The sequence below is a fragment of the Staphylococcus sp. mip270_02 genome (assembly GCF_054031535.1).
Map to the genome: position 1 here is coordinate 2405771 of NZ_CM132934.1, position 18972 is coordinate 2424742.

18 protein-coding genes are annotated in these 18972 nt (G+C 32.7%); 11 read left to right on the forward strand and 7 right to left on the reverse strand.

Annotated features, from left to right (window positions below; all coding sequences use genetic code 11):
* Positions 1 to 432: 432 nt before the first annotated feature.
* On the reverse strand, positions 433 to 1764 hold the full coding sequence (locus tag ACW5YJ_RS11350) for a glucose-6-phosphate isomerase (RefSeq protein WP_017722335.1): 1332 nt from the start codon (positions 1762 to 1764) through the stop codon (positions 433 to 435).
* Positions 1765 to 2103: 339 nt separating this feature from the next.
* Between ACW5YJ_RS11350 and ACW5YJ_RS11355 the strand changes: the two genes are divergently transcribed.
* From ACW5YJ_RS11355 to ACW5YJ_RS11365, 3 genes are all read left to right on the forward strand, one after another.
* The gene (locus ACW5YJ_RS11355; protein ID WP_017722336.1) at positions 2104 to 3309 is read left to right on the forward strand and encodes an argininosuccinate synthase; all 1206 of its coding nucleotides are present in this window, start codon (positions 2104 to 2106) and stop codon (positions 3307 to 3309) included.
* Complete coding sequence (gene argH, locus ACW5YJ_RS11360; RefSeq protein WP_457338183.1) at positions 3299 to 4675, forward strand: argininosuccinate lyase; 1377 nt, start codon at positions 3299 to 3301, stop codon at positions 4673 to 4675. Before ACW5YJ_RS11355 ends, argH begins: the two co-directional genes overlap by 11 nt.
* A 227-nt stretch (positions 4676 to 4902) precedes the next feature.
* Positions 4903 to 5877 carry a glycerophosphodiester phosphodiesterase gene (locus tag ACW5YJ_RS11365; RefSeq protein WP_457338184.1) on the forward strand — a complete coding sequence of 325 codons (975 nt, stop codon included), beginning with the start codon at positions 4903 to 4905 and terminating at the stop codon, positions 5875 to 5877.
* Between the two features lie 103 nt (positions 5878 to 5980).
* Here ACW5YJ_RS11365 and ACW5YJ_RS11370 read toward each other — a convergent pair whose 3' ends face one another.
* From ACW5YJ_RS11370 to ACW5YJ_RS11395, 6 genes are all read right to left on the reverse strand, one after another.
* Positions 5981 to 7225: a Glu/Leu/Phe/Val family dehydrogenase gene (locus ACW5YJ_RS11370; protein WP_107530119.1), complete on the reverse strand. Its 1245-nt coding sequence runs from the start codon at positions 7223 to 7225 to the stop codon at positions 5981 to 5983.
* Between the two features lie 110 nt (positions 7226 to 7335).
* Positions 7336 to 8526, reverse strand: a complete 1191-nt coding sequence (locus ACW5YJ_RS11375) for an ornithine--oxo-acid transaminase (RefSeq protein WP_017722340.1) — start codon at positions 8524 to 8526, stop codon at positions 7336 to 7338.
* A gap of 431 nt (positions 8527 to 8957) precedes the next feature.
* On the reverse strand, positions 8958 to 10091 hold the full coding sequence (locus ACW5YJ_RS11380) for an NADH-dependent flavin oxidoreductase (protein WP_017722341.1): 1134 nt from the start codon (positions 10089 to 10091) through the stop codon (positions 8958 to 8960).
* A 247-nt stretch (positions 10092 to 10338) separates the two neighbouring features.
* Positions 10339 to 10548, reverse strand: a complete 210-nt coding sequence (locus ACW5YJ_RS11385) for a DUF6007 family protein (RefSeq protein ID WP_153672192.1) — start codon at positions 10546 to 10548, stop codon at positions 10339 to 10341.
* A 516-nt stretch (positions 10549 to 11064) separates the two neighbouring features.
* A complete protein-coding gene (gene ygs / locus ACW5YJ_RS11390) occupies positions 11065 to 11445 on the reverse strand; it encodes a S1 domain-containing post-transcriptional regulator Ygs (RefSeq protein ID WP_017722342.1) in 381 nt (126 codons plus the stop codon).
* A 492-nt stretch (positions 11446 to 11937) separates the two neighbouring features.
* Entirely contained in the window at positions 11938 to 12531 is a 594-nt protein-coding gene (locus ACW5YJ_RS11395) for a peptidylprolyl isomerase (protein ID WP_017722343.1), read from the reverse strand.
* A gap of 67 nt (positions 12532 to 12598) precedes the next feature.
* Here ACW5YJ_RS11395 and kapB point away from each other — a divergent pair, with 67 nt between their 5' ends.
* From kapB to ACW5YJ_RS11435, 8 genes are all read left to right on the forward strand, one after another.
* Positions 12599 to 12979 carry a sporulation phosphorelay system protein KapB gene (gene kapB / locus ACW5YJ_RS11400; RefSeq protein WP_017722344.1) on the forward strand — a complete coding sequence of 127 codons (381 nt, stop codon included), beginning with the start codon at positions 12599 to 12601 and terminating at the stop codon, positions 12977 to 12979.
* A 128-nt stretch (positions 12980 to 13107) separates the two neighbouring features.
* Complete coding sequence (locus ACW5YJ_RS11405) at positions 13108 to 15525, forward strand: Na+/H+ antiporter subunit A (RefSeq protein WP_017722345.1); 2418 nt, start codon at positions 13108 to 13110, stop codon at positions 15523 to 15525.
* Positions 15506 to 15934, forward strand: coding sequence for a Na(+)/H(+) antiporter subunit B (locus ACW5YJ_RS11410; RefSeq protein WP_017722346.1), 429 nt, complete (start codon positions 15506 to 15508; stop codon positions 15932 to 15934). The genes ACW5YJ_RS11405 and ACW5YJ_RS11410 overlap by 20 nt, the downstream gene beginning before the upstream one ends.
* Positions 15934 to 16281, forward strand: a complete 348-nt coding sequence (mnhC1, locus tag ACW5YJ_RS11415; RefSeq protein ID WP_017722347.1) for a Na+/H+ antiporter Mnh1 subunit C — start codon at positions 15934 to 15936, stop codon at positions 16279 to 16281. Before ACW5YJ_RS11410 ends, mnhC1 begins: the two co-directional genes overlap by 1 nt.
* Positions 16268 to 17764, forward strand: a complete 1497-nt coding sequence (gene mnhD1, locus ACW5YJ_RS11420) for a Na+/H+ antiporter Mnh1 subunit D (protein ID WP_457338185.1) — start codon at positions 16268 to 16270, stop codon at positions 17762 to 17764. Before mnhC1 ends, mnhD1 begins: the two co-directional genes overlap by 14 nt.
* Before the next feature lies 1 nt (position 17765).
* Complete coding sequence (locus tag ACW5YJ_RS11425) at positions 17766 to 18245, forward strand: Na+/H+ antiporter subunit E (RefSeq protein ID WP_017722349.1); 480 nt, start codon at positions 17766 to 17768, stop codon at positions 18243 to 18245.
* The gene (locus ACW5YJ_RS11430; RefSeq protein ID WP_038678212.1) at positions 18245 to 18538 is read left to right on the forward strand and encodes a Na(+)/H(+) antiporter subunit F1; all 294 of its coding nucleotides are present in this window, start codon (positions 18245 to 18247) and stop codon (positions 18536 to 18538) included. The genes ACW5YJ_RS11425 and ACW5YJ_RS11430 overlap by 1 nt, the downstream gene beginning before the upstream one ends.
* Positions 18516 to 18872, forward strand: coding sequence for a Na+/H+ antiporter subunit G1 (locus ACW5YJ_RS11435; RefSeq protein ID WP_017722351.1), 357 nt, complete (start codon positions 18516 to 18518; stop codon positions 18870 to 18872). Before ACW5YJ_RS11430 ends, ACW5YJ_RS11435 begins: the two co-directional genes overlap by 23 nt.
* The last annotated feature ends 100 nt before the right edge of the window (positions 18873 to 18972 follow it).

Here is an 18972-nt window from a genome sequence, read left to right on the forward strand (position 1 = left end):
AGTGTAAAGTTGCTTTTTTAAAACTATAAAGCGTTCCATCTAATATAAATCAGTCTTAAGAACGACATGCTTTCGAAACCGAAATTGAATGACTATCTACGCTTTCAATTAACACTAATTTTAAAGAAATTGAGCAAAATCATAACTACTGTATTGTTGCCTTCGATTTAATAAGCTTGCGAAATACTTATATGTATATGTTTTAGAAAAAAGAGTATGAAACGTATCTAAATTCTTTAAAAGCTTGCGCCTTCCCACTCCTGACAATGATGATTAAAATCGAAATAGATAAAGAGTTTACCTGAGTTGAAGCTCATATATAAGTTCTCCTTTCTCAACATAATGATTAAGGCTGAGACAATTATTTGTCCCAGCCTCCTAAAAATATAAATTTAACATCAATTATATGCTATATAACATTAAGTTGAAGAATTATAAGCGTTTTTCTAATTCTTCTTTTTTATCTTCAAAACCTGGTTTACCTAATAAAGCAAACATATTTTGTTTGTATGCTTCAACTCCAGGTTGATTAAATGGATTAACACCTAATTGATAACCACTCATAGCACATGCTAATTCAAAGAAGTAAACGATATAGCCAAATGTCTCTTCATCTAAACGAGGAATATTGACGACAATATTAGGTACGCCACCGTCAGTGTGAGCTAACAATGTGCCCTCAAATGCTTTCGTGTTTACTTCGTCTATAGATTTACCAGCTAAATAATTTAAACCATCTAAATTCTCACTATCTTCTTCGATAGTAATATCATGTTTAGGATTATTAACTTTCACAACTGTTTCAAATAAGAAACGACGACCTTCTTGAACATATTGTCCAAGTGAATGTAAATCTGTTGTATAATTAGCGCTAGAAGGATAAATACCTTTATAGTCCTTCCCTTCTGATTCGCCAAATAATTGTTTCCACCATTCATTAAAATATTGCATTGATGGTTCATAGTTAATCAACATTTCAGTGTCATAACCTTTTGCATATAAAACGTTACGAATTGTTGCATATTGATACGCAATATTTTCTTCTAAATCTTCTGAAGACAATTCTTCACGTGCTTTAGCTGCACCTTCCATCATTGTTTTTATATCAATACCTGCAACAGCGATTGGTAATAAACCAACTGCAGTTAATACTGAATAACGTCCGCCTATATCATCTGGTACGACAAATGTTTCGTAACCTTCGTTAGTTGCAAGTTGCTTTAACGCACCTTTTTCTTTATCTGTAGTAGCAAAAATACGATTTTTCGCTTCTTCTTTACCATATTTATTTTCTAATAATTGTTTAAACAATCTAAATGAAACTGCTGGTTCAGTAGTAGTACCTGATTTAGAAATAACATTCACTGAGAAATCCTTACCATCTAAATAATCGATTAACTCTTGTGTATATGAAGAAGATAAATGATTACCTACAAAGACGATTTCTGGGAATTCATTACTATTTCTAAATGATGATGTTAGCATTTCGATAGCAGCGCGTGCACCTAAGTACGAGCCACCAATACCAATTACTACAAACACCTCTGAATGTTCTTTGACACGTTTTGAAGCTTCTAAAATACGCGAGAATTCTTCTTTGTCATAGTCTACAGGAAGATCAATCCACCCAAGGAAGTCACTACCAGCACCAGTTCCTTCATGAATTGTTTTGTGAATTGACTTAACTATATCTTTTTGTTGCTGTAATTCATGTTCGCCGAAAAATTCTAAAGTTTTACCATAATCTAATTGAATATGAGTCATTTTGAATTGCCTCCAGTGTTTTTAATTTCAACATTATTTTACTAAGTTTATTTTGAGTATTCAAACAACTAGCCTATATTATATTGATAATTTAACTATTAAAACGTTAAATCACTCAATACCCTGAATTAATTATTCATTATTTTATACAAAAACAAACATCCTTTGAGTGTTAAAAATGCTTTTAAAACAGCTATTTAAAGTATATACCAAATTAACCATTTCTTATTTTTGTATATTTATGTATAAAAGTGGTTTTATTTTCATTTATTTTCTGCTATACTAATCAATATCAAATTCTTATTAATAAATTATAAAAATTCAATTGAGGTGGAACTTATGAAAGAGAAAATAGTATTAGCATATTCTGGTGGTTTAGATACAAGTGTGGCAGTAAAATGGTTATTAGATAAAGGTTATGACATTGTGGCTTGTTGTTTAGATGTCGGCGAAGGTAAAGATTTAGACTTAGTACATCAAAAAGCGTTAGATATGGGCGCAATCGAATGTCATATCATTGATGCTACAGAAGAATTTAGTGAAGATTTCGTATCATATGCAATTAAAGGTAACTTAATGTATGAAGGTACATATCCTTTAGTTTCTGCATTATCAAGACCATTAATTTCAAAAAAATTAGTTGAAATTGCTAGCAAAACAAATGCAGTTGGTATTGCACACGGTTGTACCGGTAAGGGTAATGACCAAGTACGTTTCGAAGTAGCAATTAAAGCTTTAGACCCAGAATTAAAAGTTTTTGCGCCAGTAAGAGAATGGGCATGGAGCCGTGAAGAAGAGATTGACTATGCAATCAAACATAATATCCCAGTTCCAATCCAACATGATTCTCCTTACTCTATCGACCAAAATTTATGGGGAAGAAGTAATGAATGTGGCATACTTGAAGACCCTTATGCTGCACCTCCAAAGGATGCATTTGACTTAACAAACGAACTAGAAGATGCACCAGATGAAGCTGATGAAATTGTACTTTCATTTGAAAAAGGTATACCAACTGCTTTAGATGGCACATCTTATAAACTTAGCGAACTCATCTTAGAGCTCAATAAACTTGCCGGTAAGCATGGTATTGGCAGAATCGACCATGTTGAAAACAGACTTGTTGGCATTAAGTCTAGAGAAGTTTATGAAACACCAGCAGCAGAAGTAATTGTCAATGCTCATAAAGCGCTTGAAACAATTACGCTTACTAAAGATGTTGCACACTTTAAACCAGTGATTGAAAAGCAATTTTCAGAACAAATTTATAACGGTTTATGGTTCTCACCTTTAACAGATAGTCTCAAAGTATTTGTCGATAGTACTCAAGACTATGTAACTGGCGATGTACGTCTTAAATTATATAAAGGAAACGCTATTGTAAATGGAAGAAAGTCACCACATACACTTTATAATGAAAAATTAGCTACTTATACAAAAGAAGATGCATTTAATCAAGAATCAGCAGTTGGATTTATTGATATCTTTGGATTACCAACTAAAGTAAACTCAATGTTACATGGTGGATATAAAGATGAGCAGTAAAGCTTGGGGTGGTAGATTTAGTGAGCAACCAGAAGCATGGGTTGATGAATTTAATGCTTCTATACACTTTGACAAAACATTAATTAAATATGATGTTCAAGGTAGTATTGCTCATGCAACCATGTTGGCCAAACAAGATATTATTTCTGATTCAGACTGCGAGCAAATTATTGAAGGTTTAAATGCAATTTTAGCTGATTATGAACAAGGCAACTTAGCACTTGATGTCTCATTGGAAGATATCCATTTAAATATCGAACATGAATTAATAAAACGTATTGGTGATGCTGGTGGTAGATTGCATACAGGGCGTAGCAGAAACGACCAAGTTGCAACTGATATGCATTTATATACAAAAACAGAAGTATCTCAATTAATCGATTTAATTATTTCGTTTCAACAAACAATTGTAAAAATTGCTGAGTCTCATGTAGATACGATCATGCCTGGTTATACCCATCTCCAAAGAGCTCAACCTATTTCATTTGCGCATCATATCTTGACGTACTATTGGATGCTAGAAAGAGACAAATCACGCTTTCAAGATAGTATGAAACGTATTGATATCTCTCCACTTGGTGCTGCTGCGTTAAGTGGTACTACTTATCCAATAGATCGTCACGAAACGCAGTCATTATTAGACTTTTCTGCTGTTTATGAGAATAGTATGGATGCCGTTAGTGATAGAGATTATATTGTTGAAACGCTGCATAATATTTCATTAACAATGGTTCACCTATCACGTTTTGCAGAAGAAATTATTTTTTGGTCCTCTGCGGAAGCAAACTTTATTACATTATCAGATGCATTTTCAACTGGCTCTTCAATTATGCCACAGAAAAAAAATCCTGATATGGCTGAATTAATCAGAGGTAAAGTTGGACGTACAACAGGTAATTTAATGAGTATGTTAATGACGCTTAAAGGGTTGCCTTTAGCATATAATAAAGACATGCAAGAAGATAAAGAAGGTCTATTTGATGCAGTTCATACACTAAAAGGTTCTTTACGTATCTTTGAAGGAATGATAGATACGATGACTGTAAATGTGAATCATTTACAAGAAACTGTATACAATGACTTTTCCAATGCAACAGAACTTGCTGACTACTTAGTCAACAAAGGGATTCCTTTTAGAAATGCTCATGAAATTGTTGGTAAAATCGTACTTTGGGCTATTCAGCATAACGTATACTTATTAGATGTACCTTTAGAACAGTATCAAAGCGCACACGAAAGTATTGAACCTGATATCTACAATTATTTAAAACCTGAAAATTGTATTAGCCGTAGAATAAGTCACGGTTCTACTGGACAAGAAGCTGTAAAAAAACAATTAGAAATTATAAAACAAAACTTAAATTAAAATTTTTGCACGGATACCCTATTTAATAGGTGTGTCTGTGTTTTTTTGTATGACAACTCAAGCACAATATTTCTATTTGGTTAAAGCATTGTAATAGAATTCATTGATTGTATGTAATGTTAAAATTAATTTTTTATAGTTTAAATTAGAATATTGTAAATACTATTTTCAATTTAAGTTTTTTTATGTAATGTAAAAAGAAAGTTCATATTAAGGAGTGACAGCTTGTGAAACATTCAAATAAATTTTTGATTTCAAGTATAGCAATATTAGCTTTATCTGGTGTAGGAAGTTCAACAATTACTGAAGCATCTAGTAACGCCCTCGGTGTAAACAATCAAAACGAAGATACTTCAGTTCAAACAGTTAATGAGAATAATAAATCAGATCGACAAAATTGGATACATAATTTAACTGGCGAGAAATTCACAACGATTGCACATAGAGGTGCTAGTGGCTATGCTCCAGAACATACATTTTACTCATACGACAAAAGCCATAACGCTATAGGCGCGTCATATATTGAAATTGATCTACAAATGACTAAAGACGGTCACCTAATAGCCATGCATGATGAAACAGTTGATAGAACTACCAACGGCACCGGCCGGGTTGATCAGTATACACTTAAAGAATTAAAACAACTTGATGCTGGAAGTAAATTTAATGAACAAAATCCACAATATGCTAATTCAAATTATAAAGGTGCAAAAGTACCAACATTAGACGAAATATTAGAGCGCTATGGTACTGATGCCAATTATTATATAGAAACAAAATCCCCTGATGTATATCCTGGTATGGAAGAAAAATTATTAGATACACTTAATAAACATCAATTATTAAATGAACAGTCTCTCAAAAAAGGTCATGTTATGGTTCAATCATTTTCACAAGAAAGCTTACTTAAAATGAAAGATTTAAATTCAAGTGTGCCACTCATAAGATTATTAGACAAAGGCGAACTACCAAATATGTCACAACAAGATCTGAATTATATTAAACAATATGCCATCGGTATCGGTCCTGAATATACAGATTTAACTAAACAAAATGTCGCCAATCTTAAAAATACTGGATTTCTAGTTCATCCTTTCACTGTAAACGAAGTAGCCGACATGGAAAGACTTAATGACTATGGAATCGATGGGTTATTTACGAATTACCCTGATTTATATAAACAAGTCATAAACGAACAATAACTGATAACTTACATTTAACAATTTATTTATAATATCCAAAAAAGCCCGAGACATCAATAAATGTCTCGGGCTTTAAACTTACTATTACTATTCAAATATTTATTTATGCCCATCCACGATAACGTGCTGCTTCTGCAGTACGCTTGATACCAACAATATAAGCTGCTAAACGCATATCAATCTTTCTGTTTTGAGCTAGTTCGTAGATTGTATCAAATGCTGTTGTAAGTTTTTCACGTAATTTCGTGTTTACTTCTTCTTCAGTCCAATAATAACCTTGGTTATTTTGTACCCATTCGAAATATGACACAGTTACACCACCAGCACTAGCTAATACATCTGGAACTAGCAACTTACCACGTTCAGTTAAGATACGAGTACCTGCTGGTGTCGTTGGTCCATTTGCCGCTTCAACGACAATGTCAGCTTTAATGTCATGTGCATTTTCTTCAGTAATTTGATTTGCAATTGCTGCTGGCACAAGAATGTCACAGTCAATTTCAAACAATTCTTTATTAGAAATTGTTTCATCAAACAGATTAGTCACAGTTCCAAAGCTATCTCTTCTATCTAAAAGATAATCAATATCTAATCCTTCTGGATCATGTAAAGCGCCGTAAGCATCAGAGATACCAACAATCGTTGCTCCCATATCATACAAGAATTTCGCTAAGAAACTACCCGCGTTACCAAATCCTTGTATAACAATACGAGAACCTTTAAGTTCTAAACCTTTTCTTTGCGCTGCTTGTTCAATAGCAATAACAACACCTAACGCAGTCGCGCGATCACGTCCTTGTGAACCACCTAACACGATTGGTTTACCAGTGATAAATCCTGGTGAATTGAATTTGTCTAATGAACTATATTCATCCATCATCCATGCCATAATTTGAGAGTTTGTAAATACGTCTGGTGCTGGAATATCTTTCGTTGGTCCAACGAATTGAGAAATTGAACGCACATATCCACGAGATAAACGTTCGACTTCGTGAATACTCATTTGACGTGGATCACAAATAATACCACCTTTACCACCACCATATGGTAAATCAACAATGCCACATTTCAATGTCATCCACATTGATAATGCTTTAACTTCTTCTTCGTCCACATCTGGATGGAAACGTACGCCACCTTTTGTAGGTCCAACAGCATCATTGTGCTGCGCACGATAACCAGTAAAAGTTTGTACAGTACCATCGTCCATGCGCACAGGAATTCTAACTTGAAGGAATCTTAAAGGTTCCTTTACTAAATCATACATCCCATCATCAAATCCCAGTTTGTGCAATGCTTCTTTAATAATTTGTTGCGTCGAAGTAACTAAATTATTATTCTCAGTCATGATTCATTTCGCCTCTTTTTCGTTACTAATGATTTCGCTTTCATGATAATTGTAACATAAGATTTTCCTTTTTAAAGGGTTTTCAAAACATATGTTACAGAACTGTGAATTTACTCAAAAACACTTCTAATTTTGTCTAATGCAAAGTCTAATTCTTCTTTAGAAATAATGAGTGGCGGTGCAAATCTAATGACCGTATCATGCGTTTCTTTACATAATAAACCTTTTTCTTTTAATGATTCACAATAAGGTCTCGCTTCCTCATTTAATTCAACCCCAATAAACAAGCCACGTCCGCGTACTTCTTTAATTGATGGATGATTTATTTTTTCTAATTCTTCTTTGAAATAGTTACCTAATTCTAATGAGCGCCCTGGTAAATCTTCGTCAATTATTACATCTAAAGCTGCATTTGAAACCGCACAAGCTAGTGGATTACCACCAAAAGTAGAACCGTGAGACCCTGGTGAGAACACACCAAGTACTTCTTCGTCAGCTAATACTACAGATATTGGTAATACGCCCCCACCTAATGCTTTACCTAAAATGTATACATCTGGTTTAACGTCATCCCAGTCCGTAGCAAATAATTTACCTGAACGTCCTAAACCAGCTTGAATTTCATCAGCAATAAACAACACGTTATGTTCATCACATAGAGCTCTTATTTCTTTTAAATAACCCTCAGGTGGAACATTAATACCTGCTTCACCTTGTATTGGTTCAATTAAAATTGCTGCTGTATTTTCAGTAATAGCATTTTTAACAGCTTCAATATCACCAAAATCTACTTTGCGGAAACCATCTAATAATGGACCATAACCACGTTGATATTCTGGTTCTGATGATAAAGATACTGGTGCCATTGTACGACCGTGGAAGTTACCATTGAAAGCAATAATCTCTGCTTTATCTGGGTCTATTTTTTTAACATCGTAAGCCCAACGGCGAGCTGCTTTTAAAGCTGTTTCAACTGCTTCAGCACCCGTATTCATTGGTAAAGCTTTAGCTTTGCCTGAAAGCTTACAAATTTTTTCATACCATTCACCTAGATTTTCACTATGAAATGCACGTGAAACTAAAGTAACTTTATCCGCTTGATCTTTCAATGATTGAATAATCTTTGGATGTCTATGACCTTGGTTTACAGCTGAATATGCTGACAACATATCCATGTATTTGTTACCTTCTGGGTCTTTAACCCAAACGCCTTCAGCTTCCGATATAACAATTGGAAGTGGCACGTAGTTTTGTGCTCCATAATGATTTGTTACTTCAATGATTTCTTCTGATCTCGACATGATATCTCCCCTTTGTAAAAATTTAAGAGTAAAAGACTCTTAAGTAATACTCACTCATAGCATAACGTATTTATCGATTAACTGAAACTATTTTCTAAAACTGCTTGGACTTTATGTAACAAACACACTTATATCAGTTAAATTAGCGTAAATAATATAATTATAAAACGCTAAAATACAATTGTAAGCCCTTACATATATAATGACACATTTACTAATGCTAATACAAGCCCATTTTATTAATTTTAAAATTTAATTATTTTTTATTATTATTTCACAAAATTGCATATTTAATCATACGTTCATCGTTTTCCTTAAAATTTTTCTTTTATAATTACAATCGGAATTTACGAATATTTCATAAATTTATATATTATTCGAGGCCGAAACATCAACTATATGTTTCGGCCTCGAATACTTTGATAAATATTTTACTTATTATCTGTTCTAGGTAATGGATAAAAACCTTTATTGAATTGTTCCCAAAGTTTAGGTGGTAAATGATGTCTGTCTTTTCTATTTGGATCGAAGTGTGAGATAATTTCATCTTCTTTACCATCTTTAATTTTACTTATAAAGTTATGGTCTAATAATATTTCTCTGCCTAATGCAACAAGTTCAACATTAGTAGACTCAATCGCTTCAAGAGCTTGTTCCGCAGTAAAAATAGAACCAATACCTACTAAAGGCATGCGACCAGCTATCCACTCTAATAATAATTTAATTCGTTCTTGTCCTTTGTAATTACCTTCGCGCGTTTCTGAATGTATATCCATTAATGAAACATGTAAATAGTCTAAAGGCTTATCAATTAAGTGTTTTACTAAAGATTCAGTAATTTCCATACTTATGCCAGGCGATTCTGCTTCTTCAGGTGAAAATCTATAACCTACAATAAAGTCTTCATTACCATATTGTTGAACTGTTTCAGTTACTTCATCAACAACGTTTAATGCAAATTTCAAACGGTCCTTGCCCCACTCATCTTCACGGCGGTTATAATAAGGTGATACAAATTGATGAATTAAGTAATGATTGGCACCGTGGATTTCAACACCATCGAATCCAGCTTCTATAACTCTGCGAGTCGCTTCGCCAAAAGCTTTAATAGTTTGCTTAATTTCATCTTCTGTAATTTCACGTGCGTGATGTTCTTCTTGTTCACCAAAGCTTTTTAGTGAAATCGGCGTTGGCGCAGCTACATCTCCATTTGGAGTTAAATTCGGTAATGATTGTGCGCCACCATGATGAATTTGAACGACAGCTTTTGCCCCGTTTTTCTTCATAGCTTGAGCTAGACGTTTTAGTCCATCAATATTTGAATCGTGTGCTACAGATGGTTGTCCAGGAAATGCTTTCCCTAAATCTGTAACATTACTAGCAGCTGAAATAGCTAAGCCTACATCTTTCGAACGTTGTTCCATATAAACAACTTCCTCATTTGAAATAGATCCGTCATCATTTGATGAAACATGAGTAAGTGGTGCTAAAACAAATCTATTATCTAAAACAACTTTATTAGGTAATGTTAATTTTTCAAAAAGTGGTTGAAACTTTTTATTCATTTTACTTTTCCTCCTATGCGTTAAAACATTCGAACATCTTTAAAACACTTAAAGTTTTTAGTGCTTTTATAATTCTAACTATAATAATCTGATATATAAATAAATATGCTCACGCATATATTTCTGCAATTTCCAAAATTATATTCTAAATAGCTGTTTTTTAAATACCTTTAGTATATTAATACTATAAAAAATTCTTCCTCTGAAAAGCGCTACTCACTATTTTTATTTACATATTATGAAAGTATTATTTCTGCCACTTATTATTTTTCATAAAGTTTTTTATTGAAAAAGATAAAGAAGACAATCCTATAGATACTAAAATAATAATTAATACATTTAGCAAAATACTTATAAAATTATAAATCGGTAAATATATGTATAAGAAAAAAAGAGGAATTAGGAAAATCAAATCTAACCAACCTAAACCCTTCATTGCGTCTTTTAAATTATTCATTCTCTCACCTTCTTTTATCTACAAATAAAATATGTCTTATCTTTAACTCAATGTTTTTCTACAACTGTTTTAAGTATATCTACAATTTTAATTCCAAGTATAACTAGCGACCGTGCTTTCATTGTCAACAATTCCTATGCACGTCTCAATACTAAAACAATATAAGACTATTTAAAAACAACATTGTTAATACCTCATGAACTAAAAAGTTACGATTTTATATTGACCAATCGAACTATTTAACCCACCCCTTGTTTAATCATAGTCTTTAATGATGTGTGCTTTAACTTTCCAAATTAACACAAACTATCCATTTGTCATTTAAACTCTTTACTAATTATTCTTAATTCCTCACTTATGAAAAAACTATTCAACTTCTTAATCTAACAATACTTAGCCTTATAGAAGTTGTCCAACAAAGTGTAAACGATCAAAACATAAACATTAAAAATCCCCCTATAAAAAAACTTAAGGCTAAGACATAAATTTATGTCTTAGCCTTAAGAAAAGATGATTTTATTCATCTTTGATCGCATTTTTGGACTGTTTAATCCAAACCGGTAAGCGTTCTTTAATTGTTTGAAACCCATATCTTTCGGTTTCTTTAATTTCATCTAATACTGATTGCTTTTCTTTCTTACGCTCATAATTTTTAAAATAGTCATTATCCTTTAATGAAAGGTTTAATTTCCCCTCATCATCAATTGAAATTACTTTCGCTCTTACAATTTGTCCTTCTGATAAAAACTTTTTTAAATTATGGACGTAATCATCCATAATCTCAGAAATATGGATTAATCCTTCAGCATTGTCAGGGGTTTCTACAAAAGCGCCATACGGTTGAATACCAGTCACACGAACTTTAATATGTTGACCTACTTTATAGTGATTATTCAACGTGATAACCCCTTAATTCGTTTTACTTAACACTATTATAATAGCATACATTATAGGAAGGCACTAACATAAACATAGAAAAAGTTCACATTTTACAATTTTATATTGATAAAACTATTCCTAAATATGATGTTTAAACATTGAGATATTGTCTTTGAAAGCCATATTTCACAATAATTTCGCACAAATGATTAATCCCTATTTAGCTAAAACTGACTTTATCTACCTTAATTCAAGTTGTAAGCTGAATATTTTAGTTCTTAGAAAAATCCTATTACTTTCCTATTTAAAAATATATTGCTGTTGAAATATCCACTATTCATTGTTGGCAATTCTATACCATATCCTTTTTAAATACCCATAAAAAAAGAAGAGTAGAAATCAACACCACATTGATTTCTAAGCTCTTCTCCTAAAGTTTAGACTAAATAATCAATCAGCTTATACATACTGAAAAAAGATAGTTATCTACAACTTCATATGTTTCATTTATTATTCAATAATATCGATTGAATCAATTGTAATATCATATAATGGTTTGTCTTGTGGACCTACTTTTGTATTAGCAATGTCTTCTAATGTAGTTTTACCTTCAATTAATTGACCAAATACAGTATGTTTTTGATCTAACCAAGGTGTGCCACCAGTTTCACCATAAGCTTTTACAATTGGCTCTGGCCAACCTCCGTCTGCTAATTGACTAAGCATTGATTCTGGTACTTCATTCATTTGAACAATGAAGAATTGAGAACCGTTTGTATTTGGACCTGCATTTGCCATTGAAAGTGCACCGTAGATATTAAACGCTTCTCTTGAAAATTCATCTTCAAAAGGTCCACCGAAAATACTTTCGCCACCCATACCTGTAGCAGTTGGATCTCCACCTTGTACCATAAAGTCATTAATTACACGGTGGAAAGTAACGCCATTATAATAACCATTTTTAGCATGCGTAACAAAGTTTTCTACTGTTTTCGGTGCAACATCTGGTAATAATTTAAAGGTCATATCTCCCTTATTTGTATGCATTACCATTTTAATTTCATTGTCATTTATTTCTGTGTTCAATTGAGGATAGTTCGTCATTTTTATTCTCCATTTCATGTTAAGATGATATATGTATTCTAACACAAATGAAGGGATGTATTGAATTATGTTATACCGTTTTTCACATAAAACTGGCAGTTATGGCGTAACAATTAAGGAAGAAAAAGAAAATAGAGTTCTTGTTCAAGTTGAACAAGTAATTAATCACCCTAAACAAGGAGATTTACACAATCCTACTGAAACTGAAAATGTTTTTTTTCATGAACGTAAAGCACTTAGTCATTATGAAAAACGCTATACGACAAAATCACATCTTAGAGAATTCAATGCAGAAACTATGTCTTACATAGAATCATTACAACAAGCTATATCTAAATTAGAAGGTCAATTAAAAAGGCAAGATACATTGCATGCAACTAAGTCTCTCGACAATTTACAGCGCTTAAAGCATGATTATTCCATTCAATATAAACAAAATTTTGAATAAAAATACCGTGTTTCTTCTTATTTAATAAAACATCTAACACAAGCGCTTCAAGGCTTCCTGACGTTTTTCAGAATAGTCGACTTCATGTATAATGGTTTTATAATACATTTTTAAAGGAGGATAAAATAATGAGTTTGTTACATATATCGGTACTTTTACCGTTAATATTCGCACTCATTATTCCAATTGTATATCGTTTTTATAAACGCATACATTTAGGATGGTTTGTGTTACCTATCCCCGTCGTCTTATTTATATATTTCCTATCATATATTTCGCTAACCATGTCAGGAAATAACATAATGCAAAAAGCCAATTGGATGCCGCACTTCGGTATGAATTTCAATTTATATGTTGACGGTTTAGGCTTATTATTCAGTTTGTTAATAACAGGCATAGGTAGTTTAATTGTACTTTATTCCATAAGTTATTTAAGTCGACAAGAGCAACTGGGGAATTTTTATTGTTACCTATTGCTCTTTATGGGTGCTATGTTAGGTGTCGTATTATCAGATAATTTAATTATCTTATATTTATTTTGGGAATTAACTTCATTTTCTAGTTTCCTGCTCATCTCTTTTTGGCGTGATAAGCAAGCATCTATATATGGTGCTCAAAAATCTATGCTCGTTACGGTATTCGGAGGATTGTCACTTTTAGGTGGTATTATACTACTTTCAATCGCCGGCGGGACAACAAGTATTCAAGAATTGATTCACAATGTTTCTGAAATTCAAACTAGCCCATTTTTTATTCTTTCATTGATTTTAGTTTTAATTGGGGCTATTACCAAATCGGCACAATTTCCATTTTACATATGGTTACCAGATGCCATGGAAGCACCAACACCAGTAAGTGCTTACCTACACTCAGCAACAATGGTTAAAGCTGGCCTTTATTTAGTTGCACGAGTGACTCCAATTTTTGCTGTTTCCCAAGGTTGGATTTGGTCAGTAACTTTGATTGGCCTAATCACATTATTATGGGCATCTTTTAATGCTACAAAACAACAAGATTTAAAAGGTATTTTAGCGTTTTCTACAGTTTCACAATTAGGTATGATCATGTCTATGTTAGGTATCGGAGCAGTTAGCTATCATTTTGAAGGCTCTGAAAGTCAACTTTATGTTGCTGCATTTACTGCTGCTGTTTTCCATTTAATTAACCATGCCACTTTTAAAGGCGCTTTATTTATGGTAACTGGTGCAATTGATCACTCAACAGGCACACGTGATGTAAATAAATTAGGTGGACTATTAACTATCATGCCGATTTCATTTACGATTACAATCATCACTTCATTAAGTATGGCTGGTATACCGCCATTTAATGGTTTTTTATCTAAAGAGTCATTTTTAGAAAGTATGATTGAAATTACAAATGCTAATATATTTAGTTTAAATACGCTTGGCATATTAATTCCTATTATCGCAATTATTGGTAGTATTTTTACATTTGTTTATTCTGTCAGATTTATTGGTCAAATCTTTTTAGGTAGTCATAAAGTTGACGAATTACCTAAAAAAGCTCATGAAGTATCTATACTCATGCTAATTTCACCAGCGATTTTAGCTGTATTAGTTGTTGTGTTTGGTTTCTTCCCATCAATATTAACTGGCACAATAATTGATCCTGCCGTAAATGCAATTAGCCAATCAACCGGTAAACCTACAGAATTTCATATGTTCCATGGCTTTACACCAGCATTCTTCTCAACATTAGTTATTTATGTTATAGGTATTTTGCTCATATTTACTTTTGGTTATTGGATTCGTTTATTGCATTTACAACCAACCAAGCTCACATTAAATTATTGGTATGACAAATTTGGCCAAGTTACGCCGGATTATTCAGGTAAATTTACCGACTCTTATGTCACTGGATTTACTCGTAATAACTTAATTATTATCTTTGCTTCATTAATAGTAATTACGTTAGTAACACTTTTAGTTACACCATTTAATATTGACTTTAAAGATGTAAGTGCAGTACGTCCATTCGAATTAATCATTGTAGTATTAATTATTACTGCTGCTTCTATGATTATATTTGCTAAATCTAGATTGTTTAGCATTATCATGGCAAGCGCTGTAGGCTATTCTGTTGCCATATTCTTCATTTTCTTTGGTGCACCAGATTTAGCTCTTACACAATTTGTAGTTGAATCTATCTCAACTGCACTGTTCTTATTATGTTTCTATCACTTACCTAATTTAAATAGACATAAAGAAACACGTACTTTTAAATTAGTAAATATTGTTATTGCGGTCTGCGCAGGTATCGTTGTAACGGTACTTGGTTTAATTGCTTATGGTAATAGACATTTCGGCTCTATCGCTGAATTTTACAAATCAAATGTTTATGACTTAGCCCATGGTACAAACATGGTTAACGTTATCCTTGTTGACTTCCGTGGTACCGATACTTTATTTGAATCTGCAGTACTTGGTATTGCTGGTTTAGGTGTGTATACAATGATTAAATTACGTACAAATAATAATAAAAATGATGAAGGAGGTAAAAACGTTGAACAGACAGAAAAATAATTTAATCTTTCAATATTCAGCAGTTGTTATCTTCTTTCTCATCGTGATGTTTGGCTTATATTTATTTTTAGCTGGACATTATACACCAGGTGGTGGTTTCGTAGGAGGGTTATTACTTTCTAGTGCACTCGTGATTATTACAGTAGCTTTTGATATAAAAACGATGCGTAAAATTTTTCCTTGGGACTTTAAAAAATTAATCGGTATTGGCTTTTTCTTTTGTCTAGCCACGCCAATGGCCAGTTGGTTTTATCATAAAAACTTTTTCACGCATACACCATTTGAAATCCCACTAGTAATTTTAAAACCAATGGAGATGCATACTGCTACATTTTTTGATTTAGGCGTATTATGCGCTGTTGTAGGTACAATAATGACTATAATATTAGCGATTGGAGAGAATGAGTAATGGAAATAGTTATGATTTTTGTTTGTGGTATTCTCACTGCAATGAGCGTCTATCTCATTCTTTCTAAAAGTTTGATACGTATCATTATTGGGACTACTTTACAAACTCACACAGCCAATTTATTTTTAATTACTATGGGTGGCCTTAAAAAAGGTGAAGTGCCAATTTATGAAAAAGGAATCACTTCATATGTAGATCCAATTCCACAGGCATTAATACTTACAGCTATAGTAATTTCGTTTTCTGTAACAGCATTTTTCTTAGTGTTAGCTTTTAGAAGTTATAAAGAATTAGGCACAGACAACGTAGAAAGTATGAAAGGAGTGCTAGACAATGATAGAGAGTAATCTCATTATTTCATTACTCGTCATACCAATGATTACTATTATCGCACTCATATTCATTGGGAAGCGCCCTAGGATAAAGCGCTACGTTGCCTTATCAGGTACAGCTATTACATTAATTTTTGCAATTATTAATTTCCAGAATGTACTTAGAGATGGCCCTATTACATTAGAATTAGGTTCATGGGAAGCACCATATAGTATTGTCTTTGTCCTTGATATATTTAGTGCCTTACTTGTCATCACCAGTTTGATTATAACGATGTTAATCATCCTTTATTCTTATCAATCTGTAGGTATAGAGCGCGAAACATACTACTATTATTTCGCAGTAATGTTTATGGTTACAGGTATAATTGGATCATTTATTACTGGAGATATATTCAACTTATTTGTATTCTTTGAAGTATTCCTTTTAGCCTCATATATCTTGTTAGTTATAGGTGGAACAAAAATACAATTAAGTGAAACCATTAAATATGTACTTATCAACGTAACTTCATCAGCTTTCTTTGTTATAGCTGTAGCTATGCTCTACTCTGTAGTCGGTACTTTGAATTTAGCTGATATTAGCGAAAAGATAAGCCAACTACCTGCTGAAGATAGCGGTATAATAACAATCATATTTATCATGTTTATCTTTGTTTTTGCAACTAAAGCTGGTGCATTTCCAATGTATATTTGGTTGCCAGGTGCGTATTATGCCCCACCGATTGCAATTATTGCATTCTTTGGTGCTTTATTAACAAAAGTGGGCGTATATGCCATTGCAAGAACAGCTAGTTTATTCTTTAATGATTCATCGAACTTCTCATTTTATACAATATTATTCCTAGCATTACTCACTATTATTTTCGGGTGTGTCGGTGCTGTCAGCTATTTTGATACTAAAAAAATCATACTTTATAACATCGTAATTGCTGTAGGCGTTATCCTAGTTGGTATTGCTATGATGAATCAAGCTGGGATGATGGGTGCGATATACTATACACTACATGACATGTTAGTAAAAGCAGCATTATTTTTCCTAATTGGAGTTATGTATAAAATTACGAAAACACATGATTTACGTAAATATGGCGGTCTGATTAAAGATTATCCAGTTTTAGGATGGACATTCTTTATCGCTGCATTAAGTTTAGCAGGCATACCACCACTAAGTGGCTTTTATGGTAAATTTTATATTGTACAAGCTACCTTTGAAAAAGGATTTTACCTAAGCGGTATTGTTGTTTTACTTTCAAGTTTAGTAGTTCTTTATTCTGTAATTCGTATTTTCTTATTAGGCTTTTTCGGAAAATCTGAAGGTTATCAAGTAAACCCTAAGTTGCAATATAAAGGAATACTTACAATAGCAATCATTTCAGTCATTATTACAGTTGTTTTCGGACTTTCTGCAGATTGGTTGCAACCAATTATTAAAGATGCTGCTGAGACATTCTACAATCCTAGTATCTATAGAGACGCAGTATTGGGAGGTAAATAATATGGCAGTTCAAATATTAGTAAATTTGATGCTTTCTGTATTTTGGTTATTCGTCACAGGCAGCTATACATTTAATAACTTTATTTTAGGTTACTTATTCGCACTTTTATTAGTTTACTTAATGCGTGGCGTATTACCAGGTAGATTCTATATCATCACCGTCTATAAAATTGTGCAACTATTCTTGGTATTTTTAATTGAATTAGTAAAAGCAAACATAGATGTTATACGTATTGTAATTAAGCCAAGGATTGATAATGAGCCAGCCTTCTTTACGTACCATACAGATTTAAAAAATGACTGGCAAATTGCATTATTATCCAATTTAATTACTCTAACACCAGGCACAATTGTGCTAGGCGTTAGTGATGATCGTACAAAAATATATATACACAGTATCGATTTCACTACAAAAGAAGAAGAAACAGAAAGTATCAAATCATCCCTTGAAAAAGTGGTCAGAGAGGTAGGCGAAAATTAATGAACTATAATATTATTTTAATCATTGCGCTAGTTATTGTAGCTTTATCAATGTTAGGCATGCTTGTTCGTGTAATTATCGGCCCTTCTCTCGCTGACAGGGTCGTCGCACTTGATGCAATGGGTATTCAACTCATGGCTATTGTTGCACTATTTAGTATTTTCTTAGGTACAAAGTATATGATTGTTGCCATTTTATTGATAGGTATTTTAGCCTTTCTTGGCACAGCGGTATTTGCAAAATATATGGATAAAGGTAAGGTGATTGAAAATGATAACGACGATCGTCATTAGTATTGCACTTATCTTAGTCATTTTAGGCTCCCTTATCAGTGCCCTAGCAGCTATTGGTCTATTACGTTTAGACGATGTATACGCCAGAGCTCACGCAGCCGGTAAAGCTGCAACACTAGGTTCAATGCTACTAATTAGTGGTGTTTTCTTATTTTTTATCGGTCGAGAAGGTTATGTAAATATGCAATTATTTATAGGTATTTTGTTTATTTTAATTACCGGACCCTTAGCAAGTCATTTGATTATCAAATCAGCTTATAATTTACAAACACCTGCTTCAAAGCGAACGAAGCATGATGAAATTAAAGAAGATTTGAAAGATACAAAATTATAAAAATAGTTTACTTGGATTTGGTTTAGTCCATTTCCCCTTCTCCAAGTGCTGTCTATAAAAAAGGGAGAGACACATGTGTCTCTCCCTTTTTTATTTACTA

What these genes read in the sequence shown, in the direction of transcription:
- ACW5YJ_RS11350 (WP_017722335.1), bottom strand. Translation starts at nt 1,764, where the DNA reads ATGACTCATATTCAATTAGATTATGGTAAAACTTTAGAATTTTTCGGC.
- ACW5YJ_RS11355 (WP_017722336.1), top strand. Translation starts at nt 2,104, where the DNA reads ATGAAAGAGAAAATAGTATTAGCATATTCTGGTGGTTTAGATACAAGT.
- argH (WP_457338183.1), top strand. Translation starts at nt 3,299, where the DNA reads ATGAGCAGTAAAGCTTGGGGTGGTAGATTTAGTGAGCAACCAGAAGCA.
- ACW5YJ_RS11370 (WP_107530119.1), bottom strand. Translation starts at nt 7,225, where the DNA reads ATGACTGAGAATAATAATTTAGTTACTTCGACGCAACAAATTATTAAA.
- ACW5YJ_RS11375 (WP_017722340.1), bottom strand. Translation starts at nt 8,526, where the DNA reads ATGTCGAGATCAGAAGAAATCATTGAAGTAACAAATCATTATGGAGCA.
- ACW5YJ_RS11380 (WP_017722341.1), bottom strand. Translation starts at nt 10,091, where the DNA reads ATGAATAAAAAGTTTCAACCACTTTTTGAAAAATTAACATTACCTAAT.
- ACW5YJ_RS11385 (WP_153672192.1), bottom strand. Translation starts at nt 10,548, where the DNA reads ATGAATAATTTAAAAGACGCAATGAAGGGTTTAGGTTGGTTAGATTTG.
- ACW5YJ_RS11395 (WP_017722343.1), bottom strand. Translation starts at nt 12,531, where the DNA reads ATGACGAACTATCCTCAATTGAACACAGAAATAAATGACAATGAAATT.
- kapB (WP_017722344.1), top strand. Translation starts at nt 12,599, where the DNA reads ATGTTATACCGTTTTTCACATAAAACTGGCAGTTATGGCGTAACAATT.
- ACW5YJ_RS11405 (WP_017722345.1), top strand. Translation starts at nt 13,108, where the DNA reads ATGAGTTTGTTACATATATCGGTACTTTTACCGTTAATATTCGCACTC.
- mnhC1 (WP_017722347.1), top strand. Translation starts at nt 15,934, where the DNA reads ATGGAAATAGTTATGATTTTTGTTTGTGGTATTCTCACTGCAATGAGC.
- mnhD1 (WP_457338185.1), top strand. Translation starts at nt 16,268, where the DNA reads ATGATAGAGAGTAATCTCATTATTTCATTACTCGTCATACCAATGATT.
- ACW5YJ_RS11425 (WP_017722349.1), top strand. Translation starts at nt 17,766, where the DNA reads ATGGCAGTTCAAATATTAGTAAATTTGATGCTTTCTGTATTTTGGTTA.
- ACW5YJ_RS11430 (WP_038678212.1), top strand. Translation starts at nt 18,245, where the DNA reads ATGAACTATAATATTATTTTAATCATTGCGCTAGTTATTGTAGCTTTA.
- ACW5YJ_RS11435 (WP_017722351.1), top strand. Translation starts at nt 18,516, where the DNA reads ATGATAACGACGATCGTCATTAGTATTGCACTTATCTTAGTCATTTTA.